Annotated in this window: 19 protein-coding genes and 2 pseudogenes; 10 read left to right on the plus strand and 11 right to left on the minus strand. The window is 32.6% G+C overall.

Features of this window, described 5'->3' with window-relative positions; translation table 11 throughout:
- Positions 1-2: 2 nt before the first annotated feature.
- The 3 genes from AAHN00_RS10595 to AAHN00_RS10605 all read right to left on the minus strand — a co-directional run bounded on the left by AAHN00_RS10595 (position 3) and on the right by AAHN00_RS10605 (position 2,587).
- Positions 3-1,187: an IS3 family transposase gene (locus AAHN00_RS10595; RefSeq protein WP_342270912.1), complete on the minus strand. Its 1,185-nt coding sequence runs from the start codon at positions 1,185-1,187 to the stop codon at positions 3-5.
- 75 nt (positions 1,188-1,262) lie between these two features.
- The gene (locus AAHN00_RS10600; RefSeq protein WP_342271245.1) at positions 1,263-2,138 is read right to left on the minus strand and encodes an IS66 family transposase; all 876 of its coding nucleotides are present in this window, start codon (positions 2,136-2,138) and stop codon (positions 1,263-1,265) included.
- A gap of 215 nt (positions 2,139-2,353) precedes the next feature.
- A complete protein-coding gene (locus AAHN00_RS10605) occupies positions 2,354-2,587 on the minus strand; it encodes a hypothetical protein (protein WP_250310741.1) in 234 nt (77 codons plus the stop codon).
- Positions 2,588-2,888: 301 nt separating this feature from the next.
- On the opposite strand from AAHN00_RS10605, the pseudogene AAHN00_RS10610 reads away from it, so the two are divergent.
- Positions 2,889-3,530: pseudogene (locus AAHN00_RS10610) on the plus strand (IS256 family transposase); the annotation flags it as partial.
- Between the two features lie 127 nt (positions 3,531-3,657).
- Here the strand turns inward: AAHN00_RS10610 and AAHN00_RS10615 are convergent.
- From AAHN00_RS10615 to AAHN00_RS10625, 3 genes are read right to left on the minus strand one after another with little or no spacing between them, the layout of a single operon-like run.
- Positions 3,658-4,995, minus strand: a complete 1,338-nt coding sequence (locus AAHN00_RS10615) for an IS1634 family transposase (RefSeq protein ID WP_342271246.1) — start codon at positions 4,993-4,995, stop codon at positions 3,658-3,660.
- 12 nt (positions 4,996-5,007) lie between these two features.
- Positions 5,008-6,192, minus strand: a complete 1,185-nt coding sequence (locus AAHN00_RS10620; RefSeq protein WP_342270912.1) for an IS3 family transposase — start codon at positions 6,190-6,192, stop codon at positions 5,008-5,010.
- 34 nt (positions 6,193-6,226) lie between these two features.
- Positions 6,227-6,688: a hypothetical protein gene (locus AAHN00_RS10625; RefSeq protein WP_342271247.1), complete on the minus strand. Its 462-nt coding sequence runs from the start codon at positions 6,686-6,688 to the stop codon at positions 6,227-6,229.
- A gap of 338 nt (positions 6,689-7,026) precedes the next feature.
- Between AAHN00_RS10625 and AAHN00_RS15155 the strand changes: the two genes are divergently transcribed.
- Positions 7,027-7,308: an IS66 family transposase gene (locus AAHN00_RS15155; protein WP_410521447.1), complete on the plus strand. Its 282-nt coding sequence runs from the start codon at positions 7,027-7,029 to the stop codon at positions 7,306-7,308.
- Here AAHN00_RS15155 and AAHN00_RS10630 read toward each other — a convergent pair.
- The 4 genes and pseudogenes from AAHN00_RS10630 to AAHN00_RS10645 form a co-directional block, all read right to left on the minus strand.
- Positions 7,221-8,114: an IS66 family transposase gene (locus AAHN00_RS10630; protein ID WP_342271248.1), complete on the minus strand. Its 894-nt coding sequence runs from the start codon at positions 8,112-8,114 to the stop codon at positions 7,221-7,223. The genes AAHN00_RS15155 and AAHN00_RS10630 overlap by 88 nt on opposite strands.
- A gap of 92 nt (positions 8,115-8,206) precedes the next feature.
- Positions 8,207-9,395, minus strand: a pseudogene (locus AAHN00_RS10635) (IS256 family transposase).
- 520 nt (positions 9,396-9,915) lie between these two features.
- On the minus strand, positions 9,916-10,248 hold the full coding sequence (locus tag AAHN00_RS10640) for a LysM peptidoglycan-binding domain-containing protein (protein WP_342271249.1): 333 nt from the start codon (positions 10,246-10,248) through the stop codon (positions 9,916-9,918).
- A 197-nt stretch (positions 10,249-10,445) separates the two neighbouring features.
- Positions 10,446-10,841: a tyrosine-type recombinase/integrase gene (locus tag AAHN00_RS10645; protein ID WP_342271250.1), complete on the minus strand. Its 396-nt coding sequence runs from the start codon at positions 10,839-10,841 to the stop codon at positions 10,446-10,448.
- A gap of 81 nt (positions 10,842-10,922) precedes the next feature.
- On the opposite strand from AAHN00_RS10645, the gene AAHN00_RS10650 reads away from it, so the two are divergent.
- The 5 genes from AAHN00_RS10650 to AAHN00_RS10670 all read left to right on the plus strand — a co-directional run bounded on the left by AAHN00_RS10650 (position 10,923) and on the right by AAHN00_RS10670 (position 14,773).
- Positions 10,923-11,249, plus strand: a complete 327-nt coding sequence (locus AAHN00_RS10650) for a transposase (RefSeq protein ID WP_342271251.1) — start codon at positions 10,923-10,925, stop codon at positions 11,247-11,249.
- A gap of 50 nt (positions 11,250-11,299) precedes the next feature.
- Positions 11,300-11,590, plus strand: a complete 291-nt coding sequence (locus AAHN00_RS10655; RefSeq protein WP_342271252.1) for a transposase — start codon at positions 11,300-11,302, stop codon at positions 11,588-11,590.
- Between the two features lie 11 nt (positions 11,591-11,601).
- Positions 11,602-12,405: an IS3 family transposase gene (locus AAHN00_RS10660; RefSeq protein ID WP_342272653.1), complete on the plus strand. Its 804-nt coding sequence runs from the start codon at positions 11,602-11,604 to the stop codon at positions 12,403-12,405.
- Between the two features lie 44 nt (positions 12,406-12,449).
- Entirely contained in the window at positions 12,450-13,505 is a 1,056-nt protein-coding gene (locus tag AAHN00_RS10665; RefSeq protein ID WP_342271253.1) for an IS256 family transposase, read from the plus strand.
- 83 nt (positions 13,506-13,588) lie between these two features.
- A complete protein-coding gene (locus AAHN00_RS10670; protein ID WP_342270912.1) occupies positions 13,589-14,773 on the plus strand; it encodes an IS3 family transposase in 1,185 nt (394 codons plus the stop codon).
- A 50-nt stretch (positions 14,774-14,823) separates the two neighbouring features.
- Here the strand turns inward: AAHN00_RS10670 and AAHN00_RS10675 are convergent, their stop codons facing one another.
- On the minus strand, positions 14,824-14,958 hold the full coding sequence (locus AAHN00_RS10675; protein WP_342271254.1) for a hypothetical protein: 135 nt from the start codon (positions 14,956-14,958) through the stop codon (positions 14,824-14,826).
- Between the two features lie 105 nt (positions 14,959-15,063).
- Here AAHN00_RS10675 and AAHN00_RS10680 point away from each other — a divergent pair, with 105 nt between their 5' ends.
- From AAHN00_RS10680 to tnpA, 3 genes are read left to right on the plus strand one after another with little or no spacing between them, the layout of a single operon-like run.
- Positions 15,064-16,131 carry an IS256 family transposase gene (locus AAHN00_RS10680; protein ID WP_342271255.1) on the plus strand — a complete coding sequence of 356 codons (1,068 nt, stop codon included), beginning with the start codon at positions 15,064-15,066 and terminating at the stop codon, positions 16,129-16,131.
- 15 nt (positions 16,132-16,146) lie between these two features.
- Positions 16,147-17,043: an IS982 family transposase gene (locus AAHN00_RS10685; protein WP_342271256.1), complete on the plus strand. Its 897-nt coding sequence runs from the start codon at positions 16,147-16,149 to the stop codon at positions 17,041-17,043.
- A gap of 9 nt (positions 17,044-17,052) precedes the next feature.
- Complete coding sequence (gene tnpA, locus AAHN00_RS10690) at positions 17,053-17,436, plus strand: IS200/IS605 family transposase (RefSeq protein ID WP_342272654.1); 384 nt, start codon at positions 17,053-17,055, stop codon at positions 17,434-17,436.
- Positions 17,437-17,441 lie beyond the last annotated feature (5 nt).

Raw genomic sequence — 17,441 nt, forward strand, 5'->3', positions numbered from 1 at the left:
TTTTAAGCTGCATTTTGTAAGTAATCAAGATACACGTTCATCGGTTTTTTATAACCAATACTTGAATGGAATCTTTGATTGTTATATTTATCCATGTATTTATCAATACCATCTTTAAGTTCTGCGATATTTTTAAAATCATTTATAAATATACAATTATATTTTAAAGTTCTAAAAAATCTTTCAATCACAATATTATCAATGCTTCTACCCTTACCGTTCATTGAGATTTGTATATTATTCTCTTTTAGAATTCCCGTATGCTCATGTCCAGTATATTGACTACCCTGATCACTATTGAATATTTGTGGTGCAGGGTATTTATTCAGTGCATCTTTTAATACATCGGTTACAAGTGATGCATCCATAGAATTAGATACTTTATAACTTAGTATTGCCTTACTATGCCAATCTATAATCGCCACAAGATACATAAATCCTCCGTTAGTTCTAATATAAGTAATGTCACCACTCCACACTTGATTAACATAAGGTACATGAATAGTTCTATTCGTTCCTGATTTGTGCCAGTACGGCTCAAGCAAATAGCTATAAATTTTATGTTGACCATCCTTCACAGAAGTAGATTGCTTTTTATGAGGATGAATAGCTTCTATACCCATTATTCCCATATATTTAAGCACCCTATCTCTGCCCACATTAAAGCCGTCTTCCAATAATTGTTTGTATATATAACGATAACCATACTCAGGGTTATCCGTATATATTTCATCTATTCTATTTAAAATATCAAGATTATATAAGCTCATTACTTTAGCTTTATAATATACTCCAGATCTGCTTATCTTTAATAGTTCACATTGCCTTGTCTTTGCTAACGTACTCAGCTTGGGGTCGACAAGACTTTTCTTATTTGATAAGTCCAAGCTGTTTAGCTTTCCCACCGCCCAGTCCCTCTCGACTGTAGCCTTACCTAATGCTTTTGCAAGTTCATCGTTTTGATTCTTAAGTTCACTAATCTGCCCTTTGTACTCACTAACAGCTTTTGCTGGCTCAAATGCCAATGACGCATTATCTAAAAATTGTCGTTTCCAGTTTTGCATAGTTTTAGCCGTTACTTCATATTTGACCGATAACTGACCTATTGTTGATTCTTCTTTTAACATCTCTAATACTATTTTAGTTTTTGCTTCTGCACTAAAATTTTTAATTTGTTTTTTACCCATTTGTTTCTCTTTAATTTTATTTATTATTCTATACTTATTGAGAAACAAAAATACCTGCTTCTTTGTCTAATTTTTTCAGTCCATTATAGCTTGTCCAAGCCTACTATTAGGCTCAACTTTCTTGTCGTTAAATAATTCGTCTATTTTGTTATATATGTTTTCTATATATTTACTGCTATGTTCCTGATGATACCCAAGTTTTTCTTCAGGACTCATCTCTTTACATTGATGTTCATTGTGGTAAATCCCTCGTGTTTGTTTGAGAAAATATCCGCATTCTTCAGGGTAATATAGTTCATTCTCTGTAAATTTTCTCTGACCATGTGACAAACAATTGATCATCACTATTATTGCCAGTAATTCTTGATCTGCTTCTGATAATACCGGGTTATTATTGTTACTTGCGTCAGTCATTAATTGGATAGAATCTGTTCTATTCTTACGATTCTTTAGTACGTTACCTATATTTTCTCCACCATGCCTATTACCGGTAAAATATAAAACTATCACCTCATTATTTGCAGTCTTAGCACATATTGTAGTAGTATAACAGCTGCGTCCTTTCTTATTTTGAGTACGTAATTTCTTATTGGCTATAGTAATTTCTAAAATCCTAGCTCTAGTATCATCAAGGTTCAGTGAACTACATTCGGCAGCCATTTCCAATAATACCCCGTAAATTTCAGCTCCACCACCTTCTTGCCAAACATCTAAATATTGTTGCCAGAGCGAGCTATATGCCACAGGAACACCACTTAAACTTTGCAGCCTAGATAAACGGTAGAAAGGAGTACCATAGGTCTTTTGTAACACTATTGCACTTCTGCTACTATTTGTCCATTTGTTGATATTTTTATTGTTCATAACTATATAATCACAAGCATTACAACGTAGCGTTTTCTTTACATATCTGTTGACTGTAATTGGAGCATTACCTGTAAATTGTAGCAATTTTCTAGCTTCACTATTATATAGTTTGCCATTACAACAGTGAGGACAGCTATCACCACTACAAAAATTCTCAGGAGTTAAATAGCTGGTATTCGCATCCTTATAATCATCAAACCCATATTTACCTTGCCAATTACTACGATCTATCTTTTTGGGCTTATCGCACTCTTCTTCATTACCACCATTCCCGTTATCAGATTCACTTGGCGGTTCTTTTAATGAATCTGAACTATCTTTTTTTTGTTATCTGCCTTAAAACCAATCAGCATTTCCTTAAGCTTATTTATACTGATATTTGATGATGCTAGCTTGTCTATTAGCTCATTACAAAATTTCACAAGTTCTACTATCGTTTGCTGTTCATCTCCCGTTAATGAACTTTCCTTGACATGTTGTATTAGTTCTTCTCGTTCTTCAGCACTTAAGGTCGCTACTTTTGGTTTTTTCATTTGATTAATTATCATTATTATTAATATTTCAAATGTTATAATATAATTGGTACTTTTTCAACTAGTTTTTATTACAAAACTTACGCTATGTTATCTCAAGTATGACTAAAAACCTTGGCTGAAAGCCATTTTTTCATAGTAAAGAATTTTAATAATATCTCAGTACAAAGCCACTTATCATAAAACATAGCGTAAGTTTTGATTAATCGGTGATATTTGCATAGTAGAAACCCAAATTTATACAATAAATTCATACTAGCAAAAAAATTAGATAGTGTTACGCAGTTTTGCTGCAAGTATACAAAAGGAGTTACTTGGCATTTGGATAGGCAAAAATGAAGGTGCTAAATTTTGGATGCAAGTAGTTACTGAGTTAAAGAATCGAGGAATTGAACAAATTTATGTTGCTTGTGTGGATGGTTTAAAGGGCTTTCCAGAAGCTATAAGCAGTGTATTCCCGAGTACTATAGTACAATTATGTATTGTACATATGGTTCGCAATTCAGTAAAGTATGTGTCATATAAAGATTTAAAAGAGGTCACATCAGATCTAAAACAAATTTATACAGCTAATAATGACGAAATGGCACGTTTAAAACTTCAGCAATTTGGTGTAAAATGGGATAAAAAATATCCGGTAATTTCTGATATTTGGCAACGTAATTGGTCTGGGATAATACCGTTTTTTGCCTTTCCTGAAGAGATCAGAAAGGTAATTTATACTACTAACACTATAGAATCTGTAAATCGTCAAATTAGAAAAATTATCAAAAATAAGGGGGTGTTTCCAGATGATAAGTCAATTCAAAAAATAATATTTTTATCCCTACAAAATGCAGCCAAAAAATGGACCATGCCTATTAAAGATTGGTCTTTAGCTTTAAATCAATTTGAAATACTTTGTGGAGATTTTAAATATGATTTATTGGAAAATAAAAAATGAACTTACACAAATTAAATGATTGACTCAATTCATACTAGCAAAAACATTAGATAAAGTTATGCAGTTTTGCTGCAGGTATACAAATAATCCTATAATAATTATTAGCTTTACTACTTGATTATTTCTTTTACTCTCCTGATGATATTAAATAAGGAATAGTGCTAATCGGTAAATTCATTGCTTTATAAATAATCTTTGCCTCATCTGATACCGGGGATGGAATGCCAAATACTCTTTTATCTTTAATGTGTACTACACTGGTAATCTCCACCCCAATTAGTGCCTTACGTAATCGTTCCGGTGATAGTTTAATTGACTGTAAATTTACTCGATATTCTAAATGCCTGATACATACTAACGCCATAAAACATAAAGCAATATGTGCCTTGATTCTGCTAGGACTCCAATGATAAATTGGTCTAATCTTAATATCGTGTTTACTAATTCGAAATGTTTCTTCAATTTGCCACAATCCTTTATAACGAGACAATATATACGCTACATCAACATTTTCTAGGTTACTAATAACTCCATGCAAACCGTCCCATTTGCTATCTTCCTCTATCTTTTGCTCGTTTACTGTAAACTTATCATTATTATTAATTATTAAATATTTTTTATAACCACTAGCAGAAATTAACGACTTAACTCCTTTACTTTTTTTCATTTTTTTCATTAATTTCTTCAATGCTTGCTCTCTATCTTGAGCATCTTTATAAGCCCTTTTGCTACTATAGCTCATAATCAGTTTGCGACCCTTTTCAGCTAGTTCAATTATTTTTCCCTTATATTCTTCTGCATCAACGGTTAATGGCTGATAATCATCATTATTTAAGATTTTAGCTGTAATATCCTTAGTCATATTCTTAATTTTAGCACCTACTATATATTGATAGCCAGCCTGTTCTAATAGAGCTAAATTTTCATTATTCAACATATCGCTGTCTGCTACAAACACTACTTTATCAATAGCAAACCTGCCTTTCAAGCTATCTAAAGCTTTCAATAAAGTATGACCTTCATAGGTCGCCCCAGGAAATATCTCATAACCGATTGGAATACCATTATTAGTAACAAAAATGCTCAGCATTACCTGTACTTCATTGAATTTATGATCTTTACTAAACCCCTTACTCTTCAACTCATCTTCAGTAAATGATTCAAAATAAAGAGTTGTTGCATCATAAAATAGTACATCGATTTTTTCTTTAAACAACTTTTGAGTGCTAAGTAAAGCACACTGCTCGATTTTCTCAACCACCTTATCATCTATTTTATCCATAGTTTTGTATACCGAATCAAGCTTTAAATCTACTCCATAATTATTGACCAATAAATTGACTGTTTCACGCTTACTAGTTGGGTTAGCAATACGAGCTAAAACAACATTGCGTATTATGTTTATGCTTGACACGAAACTGGACTGATTTTTCAAGACAAATTTTTCACTAATTTTGTTTCCCATTTTACATAATTTTTAAGCTGCATTTTGTAAGTAATCAAGATACACGTTCATCGGTTTTTTATAACCAATACTTGAATGGAATCTTTGATTGTTATATTTATCCATGTATTTATCAATACCATCTTTAAGTTCTGCGATATTTTTAAAATCATTTATAAATATACAATTATATTTTAAAGTTCTAAAAAATCTTTCAATCACAATATTATCAATGCTTCTACCCTTACCGTTCATTGAGATTTGTATATTATTCTCTTTTAGAATTCCCGTATGCTCATGTCCAGTATATTGACTACCCTGATCACTATTGAATATTTGTGGTGCAGGGTATTTATTCAGTGCATCTTTTAATACATCGGTTACAAGTGATGCATCCATAGAATTAGATACTTTATAACTTAGTATTGCCTTACTATGCCAATCTATAATCGCCACAAGATACATAAATCCTCCGTTAGTTCTAATATAAGTAATGTCACCACTCCACACTTGATTAACATAAGGTACATGAATAGTTCTATTCGTTCCTGATTTGTGCCAGTACGGCTCAAGCAAATAGCTATAAATTTTATGTTGACCATCCTTCACAGAAGTAGATTGCTTTTTATGAGGATGAATAGCTTCTATACCCATTATTCCCATATATTTAAGCACCCTATCTCTGCCCACATTAAAGCCGTCTTCCAATAATTGTTTGTATATATAACGATAACCATACTCAGGGTTATCCGTATATATTTCATCTATTCTATTTAAAATATCAAGATTATATAAGCTCATTACTTTAGCTTTATAATATACTCCAGATCTGCTTATCTTTAATAGTTCACATTGCCTTGTCTTTGCTAACGTACTCAGCTTGGGGTCGACAAGACTTTTCTTATTTGATAAGTCCAAGCTGTTTAGCTTTCCCACCGCCCAGTCCCTCTCGACTGTAGCCTTACCTAATGCTTTTGCAAGTTCATCGTTTTGATTCTTAAGTTCACTAATCTGCCCTTTGTACTCACTAACAGCTTTTGCTGGCTCAAATGCCAATGACGCATTATCTAAAAATTGTCGTTTCCAGTTTTGCATAGTTTTAGCCGTTACTTCATATTTGACCGATAACTGACCTATTGTTGATTCTTCTTTTAACATCTCTAATACTATTTTAGTTTTTGCTTCTGCACTAAAATTTTTAATTTGTTTTTTACCCATTTGTTTCTCTTTAATTTTATTTATTATTCTATACTTATTGAGAAACAAAAATACCTGCTTCTTTGTCTAATTTTTTCAGTCCATTATACACTTCCCTGGCAGGATTAGGTAAGATTCTATTAAAACCAAGTTGGTCATAAATTTTTCCATACACCTCATGAATGCCGATGATAGTGCTTCCTTGACTACGTAAATTGCTGATATCATCAATAGGTTGTGGTTGTATTTGTTCTTTCTCGTACCGCTGTCTAGCTGACATTGCCATCGATACTATATCCTTGTCTGGGATAAGATTAGGTTGAGTGCTACTAGCGATTTCAACCTTAATGAATTCAGCAAGCTCTATTAGTTTAGTTATTTCTTCTTGGTCTGATGCACTACCAATATGTCGAACAACCCGTTGTTTTACTTTATTAGTTATGGGATCGCGTATCCCTTCTACTAGTTGAACAGCGTTAACATTACGGGTAGCAGATTTTTTGACTCTAACGAACATATCAGTAGCATATTTAAAACTAATTGTTGGTTAGTATATCTACTAAAATATTGTATGTCAATAATAAAAATATATGGAGGCACAACAAACGCCCTCTAATTAACAAAACCTTTTTTCTCCTGCTTTTTCTATACACTTATCTTTAACTATTTTCCGAAGTCAGGAAAAGTATAAATCTGGACTTGATGATTATAAATTATTAGGTAAGAACGCTGAAAGTATAATTAGTGCTTTGAGTAGATTTTTTAATAATAGTAAGCGAGAAGTTCAAGGCATTTTAAGTCAAATATTTAATCTTAATATAAGTCTTGGTTTGATCTCAAAATACGGAAAGGAGTATATCTAATACACTGGAATCAAACTACAACAAGCTAGTGGAGTTAGTTAAAGCAAGTAGCTATGTTCATCTAGATGAAACAAGTGCAAAAAATAAGGGAGATAAGCATTGGTGTTGGGTAGCAACAAATAAATCTTCTACGGTATTTAAGATAGCTAATTCAAGAGGGAAAAAAGTCAAAACTTACGCTATGTTTTATGACAAATGGCTTAATACTGGGGTTTTATTAAAATACTCCATTATAAAAAAATGCCTTCTAGCCAAGGTTTTTAGTCGCATTTGAAATAACATAGCGTAAGTTTTGCCTCTTGAATTAGCTATCTTAAATACCGTAGAAGATTTATTTGTTGCTACCCAACACCAATGCTTATCTCCCTTATTTTTTGCACTTGTTTCATCTAGATGAACATAGCTACTTGCTTTAACTAACTCCACTAGCTTGTTGTAGTTTGATTCCAGTGTATTAGATATTCTCCTTTCCGTATTTGAGATCAAACCAAGACTTATATTAAGATTAAATATTTGACTTAAAATGCCTTGAACTTCTCGCTTACTATTATTAAAAAATTCACTCAAAGCACTAATTATACTTTCAGCGTTCTTACCTAATAATTTATAATCATCAAGTCCAGATTTATACTTTTTGTTACATGCAGAACATCTTTTCTCATGCAACTTATATTCTGTTACAACAGGCTTAATAATAGGAATTTCTATTTTTTGATATGTAGTATATTCTTCCAATACCAATGGATTGCCACATATGCAAGTTTCTTCATCAGGAATAACATCTATATTTATGTCAGGAGTTTTCTTTTGATAACTATTATATTTATGACCTATTTGTGCCCCAGGACTCCTGTCACTTTTTGGCTTTGATTTCTTTTCTATTCGATAAACTTCTCTAGAAGTCGGAAGACCAGAATTGCTAGAATTTATATTTAACTTGTCTTTGAGTTGAATTATTATATTTTTGAGTTGAATAACCTGAAGTTTTAATCTTTCATTTTCAAGTAGTAACTGTTGATTCTGTGATATCAGTTGTACTAGGGGTAATTCTGCAACTTGTTCTTCTGGATCAATTGCCATTACTAATTCACTATAATTTATCTGTCCTATAACTTACAAAATCTTATACCTATTTTTAACTACTTTTTTTTATCTTTAATACTCGTGAACGGTCACTGAGCCATAGCTTCGTTCCAGTTTGGAATCGGCATAACCCATTTCTTGGTCATATAATCAATTGCCAAATATAAGGTCTTAAAAACGGCATTATCATTTGGAAAAACCCGTTTATTCTTAGTAACCTTACGTAATTGGCTATTGACAGATTCTACACTATTAGTTGTGTATATTACCCTCCTTATCGCCTCAGGGTATCCTAAAAAAACCATTAAATTTTCCCAATGAACATACCAAGATTTAGCAATTTGTGGATACTGTTTACTCCATTTAGCTTCAAAAAATTCTAAAGCAAGATGTGCTTCTTCCTCTGTGCTAGCAGCTATAAATAGGCTTTAAATCAGCCGCTAATTCTTTTAGGTCTTTATATAATACATATTTTAAACTATTTCTAATCTGATGTACAATACATAATTGATGCTCGGTTTTCGGAAAAACTGCTTCTATTGCCTCAGACATACCGGTTAAATTATCACTGCAAACAATCAGCATGTCTTGCATACCTCTGTTCTTCATCTCAGTAAAATTACCAAACCAAAATTTCGCTCCTTCATTTTCACTGATCCACAATCCTAAAATATCCTTTCTGCCACATCAATCAATACCTAATGCTATATATACAGACTTATTGATAATTCGTTTATCTTGACGTACTTTTACTACTAAACAGTCAAAAAATACTATAGCATATACTCGATCCAATGGTCGGCTTTGCCATATCTTAACATCCTCAATTACATCATCAGTAATTTGACTTATCAAACTTTCGCTAACGTCAGCTCCATACAATTCTTGCATTTGAATCTTAATATCAGATAAGCTCATTCCTTTAGCGTATAACGATATTATTTTATCATCAAATCCTTCAATACGTCTTTGACGCTTCGGAATTAATGCAGGTTCAAATGTACTACTTCTATCCCTTGGAACCTCAATCTCTACAACTCCATTATTTGTTACTAGATTCTTTACATTCCTACCATTACAAACATTATCACTATCAGTATGACAATATTTATCATATCCTAAGTGATTATTCATCTCTGACTGCAATGCCTTCTCTACAAGCCGCTTGGTTAATTGTTTTAATAAACCATCCTCTTTAAGTAATGTTGATATATCTGTATCATTATTTATTAATAAATCTATCGCTTGATTCATTGCTTCATTTTGTTTTTGGTGCATTATAATTTCTCCTTTTGTTATATTATATTTTTATATAACCTTTGAGAAATTTCCACACTTCTATATCCCCTCTCAGCTCCCTTGGGTTTTACTCTTGTCGGCTGATACTTCAAAAAAATGGAAGAGAATATAGGATATCCCACGTTCATAGATAAACTTTTATTACATGCCATGCTCTCCGACCCCGGAAACCTAAACCTATATCTGCCTAATTTACGATATAGATAATGTTGCATTCCTTTATCGTAACAAAGTCTGCGATCTCATATAACATTTTTAACGTGGCTCAATCACTACGACCTGTAATATCTCTGCCTACGCTTAGCATAATTGTTGCCAATTTCTGCCCAAGGCTCGATACTTAGTGTGCTAGGTCAACACTTCTAAGACTGTTCTTTCAACAGCTAGTTTATCTACACTTCGTGGCATACTAAGATCAAATCTTGACTTCTACAAACCTTTTGGTACTATTTTGTCAGACAATTTCAATTTTTTAAAACTAACACTTGCTCTATAAATATTAGGATATTTTGAATACATACACCTTATCACCAGGGTGAATCAAATCTGGATTATTTATAAATTGTTGATTTTCTGCAATATCTAATAATTGTCTGAGTGTCATATTATAGCGTTGAGCAATTTTTGTCAAAGTATCACCTAAGACAACCGAGTAAGCCACACCATCCGTACTAAGATATACTACATTGCCTGGATAAATCAAATCTGGATGTGCTTTATACCTCTCATTCCCTGGAATATTCAATAACTGCTCTAGAGTCATTTTATACTCATGTGCAATTCCACTTAAAGTATTTTCTGGTTTAACTACATATGTAATTTTAATGTTCATAATATGATGTCTCCTAATTTTATTCATTAATGGATTAATAAGTTTGTACATAATATGCTTCCAAAGCATAACATCTTTTACAAGAGAGTCAATATTATTTGCAAAACTTACGCTATGTTTTACAACAAGTGGCTTAGTACTAGGATATTATTAAAATTCCTTACTATGAAAAAATGGCTTTTAGCTAAGGTTTTTAGTCATACTTGAGATAACATAGCGTAAGTTTTGTAAGGTTGTATCAAAGCATCATCAATACCTTGCTTTTTCATCCAGGTAAATAGAAAATGTCTTAATTTATGAGGAGTTATAGTATGATTCATATTGGCTTGTTGAGTATAAGTCATTAGAATCTTCCGAATACCACGCTCAGAATAAGGTTTATTCCAATTTGACTCAAATAAGTATTCTACTTTCTTCTTGTTCTTTATACTTTTAATATAAAGAGCTAACACTTCTCTAAAACCTGTTGGGAAAGGTACTATCCTGTCTTTTTTACCTTTGCCATCATTAATGCGTATCTGACACTTATTAAGCTCGACATCATCTGCTTTAATTTTTACCAACTCACCTACTCTAACTCCAGTATATAGCATTGTTTATAATGGTCCCCATATTTTGGACAAAAAAACAGAAGAAATGAGATAGAATTCTTTAGCCAAAAAGGAGAGCTAGAGATGAAAAAACAAGTAAGGCAATATAGTGCTGAGGAGAAATCAAGAATTGTCATAGAGACAATCAAGGGTGAGCTAACAATAGCCCAGATAACTAGTAAGTATGGTGTTCATACAACACAGATAAGTAATTGGAAAAAACAGGGGCTTGAATTATTAGTACAAGGCTTTAAGAGTAAAACACAGAGTGCTGATCCAAATCAGCAGGAATTAATTAAGAATCTATATGAGCAAATTGGTCAGTTAAGTGTGGAGCGTGACTGGCTCAAAAAAAATCTGCATTGTTTGGAGTCAAAGGTTAGGTGTAATATGATAGTGATGTGGTTATAGTTTTCCGGACAGTTAATAGGAGACAATATTAACAGAAAGGAAGTACAAAAATGACTAATAGCACACCAAAGGTTTATCCGGCTGAATTTAAAGAGTCAGCAGTTAAATTAGCAATTGAGTCCAAGCGACCTGTGTCACAAACAGCTAAAGAGTTAGGTATTACTAGAAATACTCTATATACTTGGGTAGATAAATATTCCAAACCTAAAGAATCAATAATGCGAACAGATGAACATCTCTATGATGAATTAAAAAGATTAAAGAAAGATTTAGCTAGGGTAACGCAGGAGCGTGATCTATTAAAAAAGGCTGCCGCGTACTTTGCGAAAGAGTCCCAATAAAGTACGCATGGATAAAGAAGCATAAAGGTGATTTTTCAACTGCGATTATGTGCAAATTTATGAAAGTATCACGTAGTGGCTATTATGAATGGTTAACTACCCCTGAATGCAATAGGGACAAAGAAGATAATGCTTTAACCTGTAAGATTAAAACAATTTTTCAAGAAGGTAGAAGGAATTATGGATCTAGACCCATTAAAAAGGAACTATCTAGACACGGTATAATTGTTAGTCGGAAGCGGATTGCAAGGCTAATGAATGAAGCTGGTTTAGTATGTAAAAGCAAACATAAATTTAAAGCAACTACTGATTCTAGTCATAATAAGCAAGTTGCTCCTAATTTATTGGATAGAAAGTTCAAGGTCTATGCTGCTAATTGTTATTGGGTTGGGGACATCACATATGTTCCAACTGAAGAAGGTTGGCTGTACTTAGCAACCGTTATTGATCTATTTTCTAGGAAAATTATAGGGTGGTCAATGAATAGTAACATGAAAGCTGATTTAGTTAATAATGCTCTGCTAATGGCAATATGGCAACGTAAACCACCTAAAGGACTTATTTGGCATACTGATAGAGGTAGTCAATATTGTTCTGATAGCCATTCAAAACTTACAAAACAACATGGTATTATACAGAGTATGAGCGGTAAAGGAAATTGTTGGGATAATGCTGTTGCTGAAAGCTTTTTTCACACTATAAAAACAGAACTAATTTATCAATATAAATTTAAAACTAGGGAGGAAGCAAAATATGCCATATTTGAATATATGAGTCTGTCCTATAGTTTGTGTAAGTTGCAAAGAAAGCAGTAAGAGATTACTGTAAAAAAAGTAACTTAAGCAAGCAAGGAGGAATTATGGCTAAAAAATTAGATACAGATAAAGATACATTAGACATCAGTAATCAGCTAGTAGAAGAATTATTATCAAAAGCAGATCCATCGGAGTTATTTGGTCGAGATGGTTTATTTCAACAGCTAAAGAAGCAAATAGTTGAGAAAATATTAGCAAGTGAGTTGGATCATGAATTAGGATATTCAAAACATAGCAAGATGCCAAAAGTAGATAATAATCGTCGTAATGGTAGCTATGAGAAGACAGTAATTGATGGGGATGGTCGTAAGCTGACAGTAGAAGTACCAAGAGATCGGGAAGGAGAGTATAATCCTCAATTAATACCAAAAGGGCTGAGGAGATTTAATGGATTTGATGAGAAAGTGATATCCCTTTATGGTCGCGGTATGACAGTCAGCGAGATCCGAGGGCATTTAGAAGAAATATATCAAACTGATGTATCTGGTGACTTGATATCCACCATAACAGATGGGGTGATAGAAGAAGTAACTAGGTGGCAAAATCGTTGTTTAGATAGGGTGTATCCAATATTATACTTGGACTGTATCTATGTAAAATCTAGAGACAATCACATAGTAATAAATAAAGCAGTATATTTAGCACTTGCTGTAAATATAGAAGGGAAAAAGGAGTTACTTGGCATTTGGATAGGCAAAAATGAAGGTGCTAAATTTTGGATGCAAGTAGTTACTGAGTTAAAGAATCGAGGAATTGAACAAATTTATGTTGCTTGTGTGGATGGTTTAAAGGGCTTTCCAGAAGCTATAAGCAGTGTATTCCCGAGTACTATAGTACAATTATGTATTGTACATATGGTTCGCAATTCAGTAAAGTATGTGTCATATAAAGATTTAAAAGAGGTCACATCAGATCTAAAACAAATTTATACAGCTAATAATGACGAAATGGCACGTTTAAAACTTCAGCAATTTGGTGTAAAATGGGATAAAAAATATCCGGTAATTTCTGATATTTGGCAACGTAATTGGTCTGGGATAATACCGTTTTTTGCCTTTCCTGAAGAGATCAGAAAGGTAATTTATACTACTAACATATAATGGACTGAAAAAATTAGACAAAGAAGCAGGTATTTTTGTTTCTCAATAAGTATAGAATAATAAATAAAATTAAAGAGAAACAAATGGGTAAAAAACAAATTAAAAATTTTAGTGCAGAAGCAAAAACTAAAATAGTATTAGAGATGTTAAAAGAAGAATCAACAATAGGTCAGTTATCGGTCAAATATGAAGTAACGGCTAAAACTATGCAAAACTGGAAACGACAATTTTTAGATAATGCGTCATTGGCATTTGAGCCAGCAAAAGCTGTTAGTGAGTACAAAGGGCAGATTAGTGAACTTAAGAATCAAAACGATGAACTTGCAAAAGCATTAGGTAAGGCTACAGTCGAGAGGGACTGGGCGGTGGGAAAGCTAAACAGCTTGGACTTATCAAATAAGAAAAGTCTTGTCGACCCCAAGCTGAGTACGTTAGCAAAGACAAGGCAATGTGAACTATTAAAGATAAGCAGATCTGGAGTATATTATAAAGCTAAAGTAATGAGCTTATATAATCTTGATATTTTAAATAGAATAGATGAAATATATACGGATAACCCTGAGTATGGTTATCGTTATATATACAAACAATTATTGGAAGACGGCTTTAATGTGGGCAGAGATAGGGTGCTTAAATATATGGGAATAATGGGTATAGAAGCTATTCATCCTCATAAAAAGCAATCTACTTCTGTGAAGGATGGTCAACATAAAATTTATAGCTATTTGCTTGAGCCGTACTGGCACAAATCAGGAACGAATAGAACTATTCATGTACCTTATGTTAATCAAGTGTGGAGTGGTGACATTACTTATATTAGAACTAACGGAGGATTTATGTATCTTGTGGCGATTATAGATTGGCATAGTAAGGCAATACTAAGTTATAAAGTATCTAATTCTATGGATGCATCACTTGTAACCGATGTATTAAAAGATGCACTGAATAAATACCCTGCACCACAAATATTCAATAGTGATCAGGGTAGTCAATATACTGGACATGAGCATACGGGAATTCTAAAAGAGAATAATATACAAATCTCAATGAACGGTAAGGGTAGAAGCATTGATAATATTGTGATTGAAAGATTTTTTAGAACTTTAAAATATAATTGTATATTTATAAATGATTTTAAAAATATCGCAGAACTTAAAGATGGTATTGATAAATACATGGATAAATATAACAATCAAAGATTCCATTCAAGTATTGGTTATAAAAAACCGATGAACGTGTATCTTGATTACTTACAAAATGCAGCTTAAAAATTATGTAAAATGGGAAACAAAATTAGTGAAAAATTTGTCTTGAAAAATCAGTCCAGTTTCGTTTTAGCCGTTACTTCATATTTGACCGATAACTGACCTATTGTTGATTCTTCTTTTAACATCTCTAATACTATTTTAGTTTTTGCTTCTGCACTAAAATTTTTAATTTGTTTTTTACCCATTTGTTTCTCTTTAATTTTATTTATTATTCTATACTTATTGAGAAACAAAAATACCTGCTTCTTTGTCTAATTTTTTCAGTCCATTATAATTCAAAACATAGCAAGATGCCAAAAGTAGATAATAATCGTCGTAATGGTAGCTATGAGAAGACAGTAATTGATGGGGATGGTCGTAAGCTGACAGTAGAAGTACCAAGAGATCGGGAAGGAGAGTATAATCCTCAATTAATACCAAAAGGGCTGAGGAGATTTAATGGATTTGATGAGAAAGTGATATCCCTTTATGGTCGCGGTATGACAGTCAGCGAGATCCGAGGGCATTTAGAAGAAATATATCAAACTGATGTATCTGGTGACTTGATATCCACCATAACAGATGGGGTGATAGAAGAAGTAACTAGGTGGCAAAATCGTTGTTTAGATAGGGTGTATCCAATATTATACTTGGACTGTATCTATGTAAAATCTAGAGACAATCACATAGTAATAAATAAAGCAGTATATTTAGCACTTGCTGTAAATATAGAAGGGAAAAAGGAGTTACTTGGCATTTGGATAGGCAAAAATGAAGGTGCTAAATTTTGGATGCAAGTAGTTACTGAGTTAAAGAATCGAGGAATTGAACAAATTTATGTTGCTTGTGTGGATGGTTTAAAGGGCTTTCCAGAAGCTATAAGCAGTGTATTCCCGAGTACTATAGTACAATTATGTATTGTACATATGGTTCGCAATTCAGTAAAGTATGTGTCATATAAAGATTTAAAAGAGGTCACATCAGATCTAAAACAAATTTATACAGCTAATAATGACGAAATGGCACGTTTAAAACTTCAGCAATTTGGTGTAAAATGGGATAAAAAATATCCGGTAATTTCTGATATTTGGCAACGTAATTGGTCTGGGATAATACCGTTTTTTGCCTTTCCTGAAGAGATCAGAAAGGTAATTTATACTACTAACACTATAGAATCTGTAAATCGTCAAATTAGAAAAATTATCAAAAATAAGGGGGTGTTTCCAGATGATAAGTCAATTCAAAAAATAATATTTTTATCCCTACAAAATGCAGCCAAAAAATGGACCATGCCTATTAAAGATTGGTCTTTAGCTTTAAATCAATTTGAAATACTTTGTGGAGATTTTAAATATGATTTATTGGAAAATAAAAAATGAACTTACACAAATTAAATGATTGACTCCCCTCTTACGGAGATTTTCTGCTTAATTGATGATTTTTGCAAGCATTTTGATACGGAGCGAAATAAATATATATTACCAAATCCTAACCGTAAGCGTAAAGTGGGCTGCAGTATAGGACTCTCAGAGATTATTACTATTATAGTAATGTTTCACTTGAGTCACTACCGTACCTTTAAAGATTTTTATTTATGCTGCCTATGCCAAAGTTATAGAAAGGAATTTCCAAAACTTGTGAGCTATAGTCGTTTTGTTCAGTTAATGCCAATGAGCTTCATGCCCATGGTGTTACTGCTAAAAAGCCTAACAGGAAAACAAACTGGTCAATATTATATCGACTCTACTAAACTTCCTGCTTGCCATAATTTAAGAATTAATAGACATAAAGTATTCAAAGACATAGCAAAAAGAGGTAAGACTTCCACTGGGTGGTTCTTTGGCTGTAAGCTACATATTGTCATTAACAGTTGCGGAGAGATTATGAGTTTTTCTTTAACTCCTGGAAATGTCGATGATAGAGCAGTGGTGGAAAATTTAGTAGATAAATTACAAGGCTGGCTTTTTGGTGATCGTGGGTATATCAGTAAAAAACTCACTCAATCCCTTGCTAATCAAGGTTTAGAACTAATAACAAAAATTAAAAGTAATATGAAAGAAAGAATAATAGATCCTATTAAAAAGCAGTTTTTAAATAAAAGGCACATTATTGAAACCATTAATGATCAATTGAAAAACCTTTTTCATATAGACCATACAAGGCATAGATCTGTTATGAATTTTCAAACTAATGTATTAGCTGGGCTACTTGCCTATGTTTTCAAACCTAATAAAATTTCTGTAGCTTTTGGAAAATTAAACAATCTCAACCTTCATCTTGCATCAAACTGAGGTTATCATATAGTTTGGGTAACGAAGTATAGATATAAAGTATTAATAGGAGATATTGGGAGACGCACCAAAGATCTAGTACAGGAGATATGTAAAGATAATGGAGTTGAAATAATAAGAGGCAAGGTTGCCGCTAATCACGTGCATATATATGTATCAATACCTCCATATCAAAGTGTTAGCAAGCTGGTACAATATTTGAAGGGTAAGAGTTCTAGAAAGATTCAGCAAGAATTTCCGGAATTAAAAAAGAGATATTGGGGTAAACATTTATGGGCTACAGGATATTTTGTAAGAACTACAGGTAATGTCACAGATCAGATGATCAAAGCCTACATAGAAAAGCATGAAGGTAAAGATGATGCTGTGGGAGACTTTCAAGTTGAAAATTAGCTGAG

The sequence above is a fragment of the Candidatus Tisiphia endosymbiont of Parasteatoda lunata genome (genome assembly GCF_964030955.1).
Taxonomy (GTDB): Bacteria; Pseudomonadota; Alphaproteobacteria; order Rickettsiales; family Rickettsiaceae; genus Tisiphia.

Excerpts from the sequence above, each read along its gene's own strand:
- AAHN00_RS10650 (WP_342271251.1), top strand. The coding sequence starts at position 10,923 with ATGAAAAAACAAGTAAGGCAATATAGTGCTGAGGAGAAATCAAGAATT.
- AAHN00_RS10675 (WP_342271254.1), bottom strand. The coding sequence starts at position 14,958 with ATGGGTAAAAAACAAATTAAAAATTTTAGTGCAGAAGCAAAAACTAAA.
- AAHN00_RS10670 (WP_342270912.1), top strand. The coding sequence starts at position 13,589 with ATGGGTAAAAAACAAATTAAAAATTTTAGTGCAGAAGCAAAAACTAAA.
- AAHN00_RS10595 (WP_342270912.1), bottom strand. The coding sequence starts at position 1,187 with ATGGGTAAAAAACAAATTAAAAATTTTAGTGCAGAAGCAAAAACTAAA.
- AAHN00_RS10655 (WP_342271252.1), top strand. The coding sequence starts at position 11,300 with ATGACTAATAGCACACCAAAGGTTTATCCGGCTGAATTTAAAGAGTCA.
- AAHN00_RS10630 (WP_342271248.1), bottom strand. The coding sequence starts at position 8,114 with ATGGCAATTGATCCAGAAGAACAAGTTGCAGAATTACCCCTAGTACAA.
- AAHN00_RS10685 (WP_342271256.1), top strand. The coding sequence starts at position 16,147 with ATGATTGACTCCCCTCTTACGGAGATTTTCTGCTTAATTGATGATTTT.
- AAHN00_RS10645 (WP_342271250.1), bottom strand. The coding sequence starts at position 10,841 with ATGCTATATACTGGAGTTAGAGTAGGTGAGTTGGTAAAAATTAAAGCA.
- AAHN00_RS10640 (WP_342271249.1), bottom strand. The coding sequence starts at position 10,248 with ATGAACATTAAAATTACATATGTAGTTAAACCAGAAAATACTTTAAGT.
- AAHN00_RS10625 (WP_342271247.1), bottom strand. The coding sequence starts at position 6,688 with ATGTTCGTTAGAGTCAAAAAATCTGCTACCCGTAATGTTAACGCTGTT.
- AAHN00_RS10615 (WP_342271246.1), bottom strand. The coding sequence starts at position 4,995 with ATGGGAAACAAAATTAGTGAAAAATTTGTCTTGAAAAATCAGTCCAGT.
- AAHN00_RS10620 (WP_342270912.1), bottom strand. The coding sequence starts at position 6,192 with ATGGGTAAAAAACAAATTAAAAATTTTAGTGCAGAAGCAAAAACTAAA.
- AAHN00_RS10665 (WP_342271253.1), top strand. The coding sequence starts at position 12,450 with ATGGCTAAAAAATTAGATACAGATAAAGATACATTAGACATCAGTAAT.
- AAHN00_RS10605 (WP_250310741.1), bottom strand. The coding sequence starts at position 2,587 with ATGAAAAAACCAAAAGTAGCGACCTTAAGTGCTGAAGAACGAGAAGAA.
- AAHN00_RS10680 (WP_342271255.1), top strand. The coding sequence starts at position 15,064 with ATGCCAAAAGTAGATAATAATCGTCGTAATGGTAGCTATGAGAAGACA.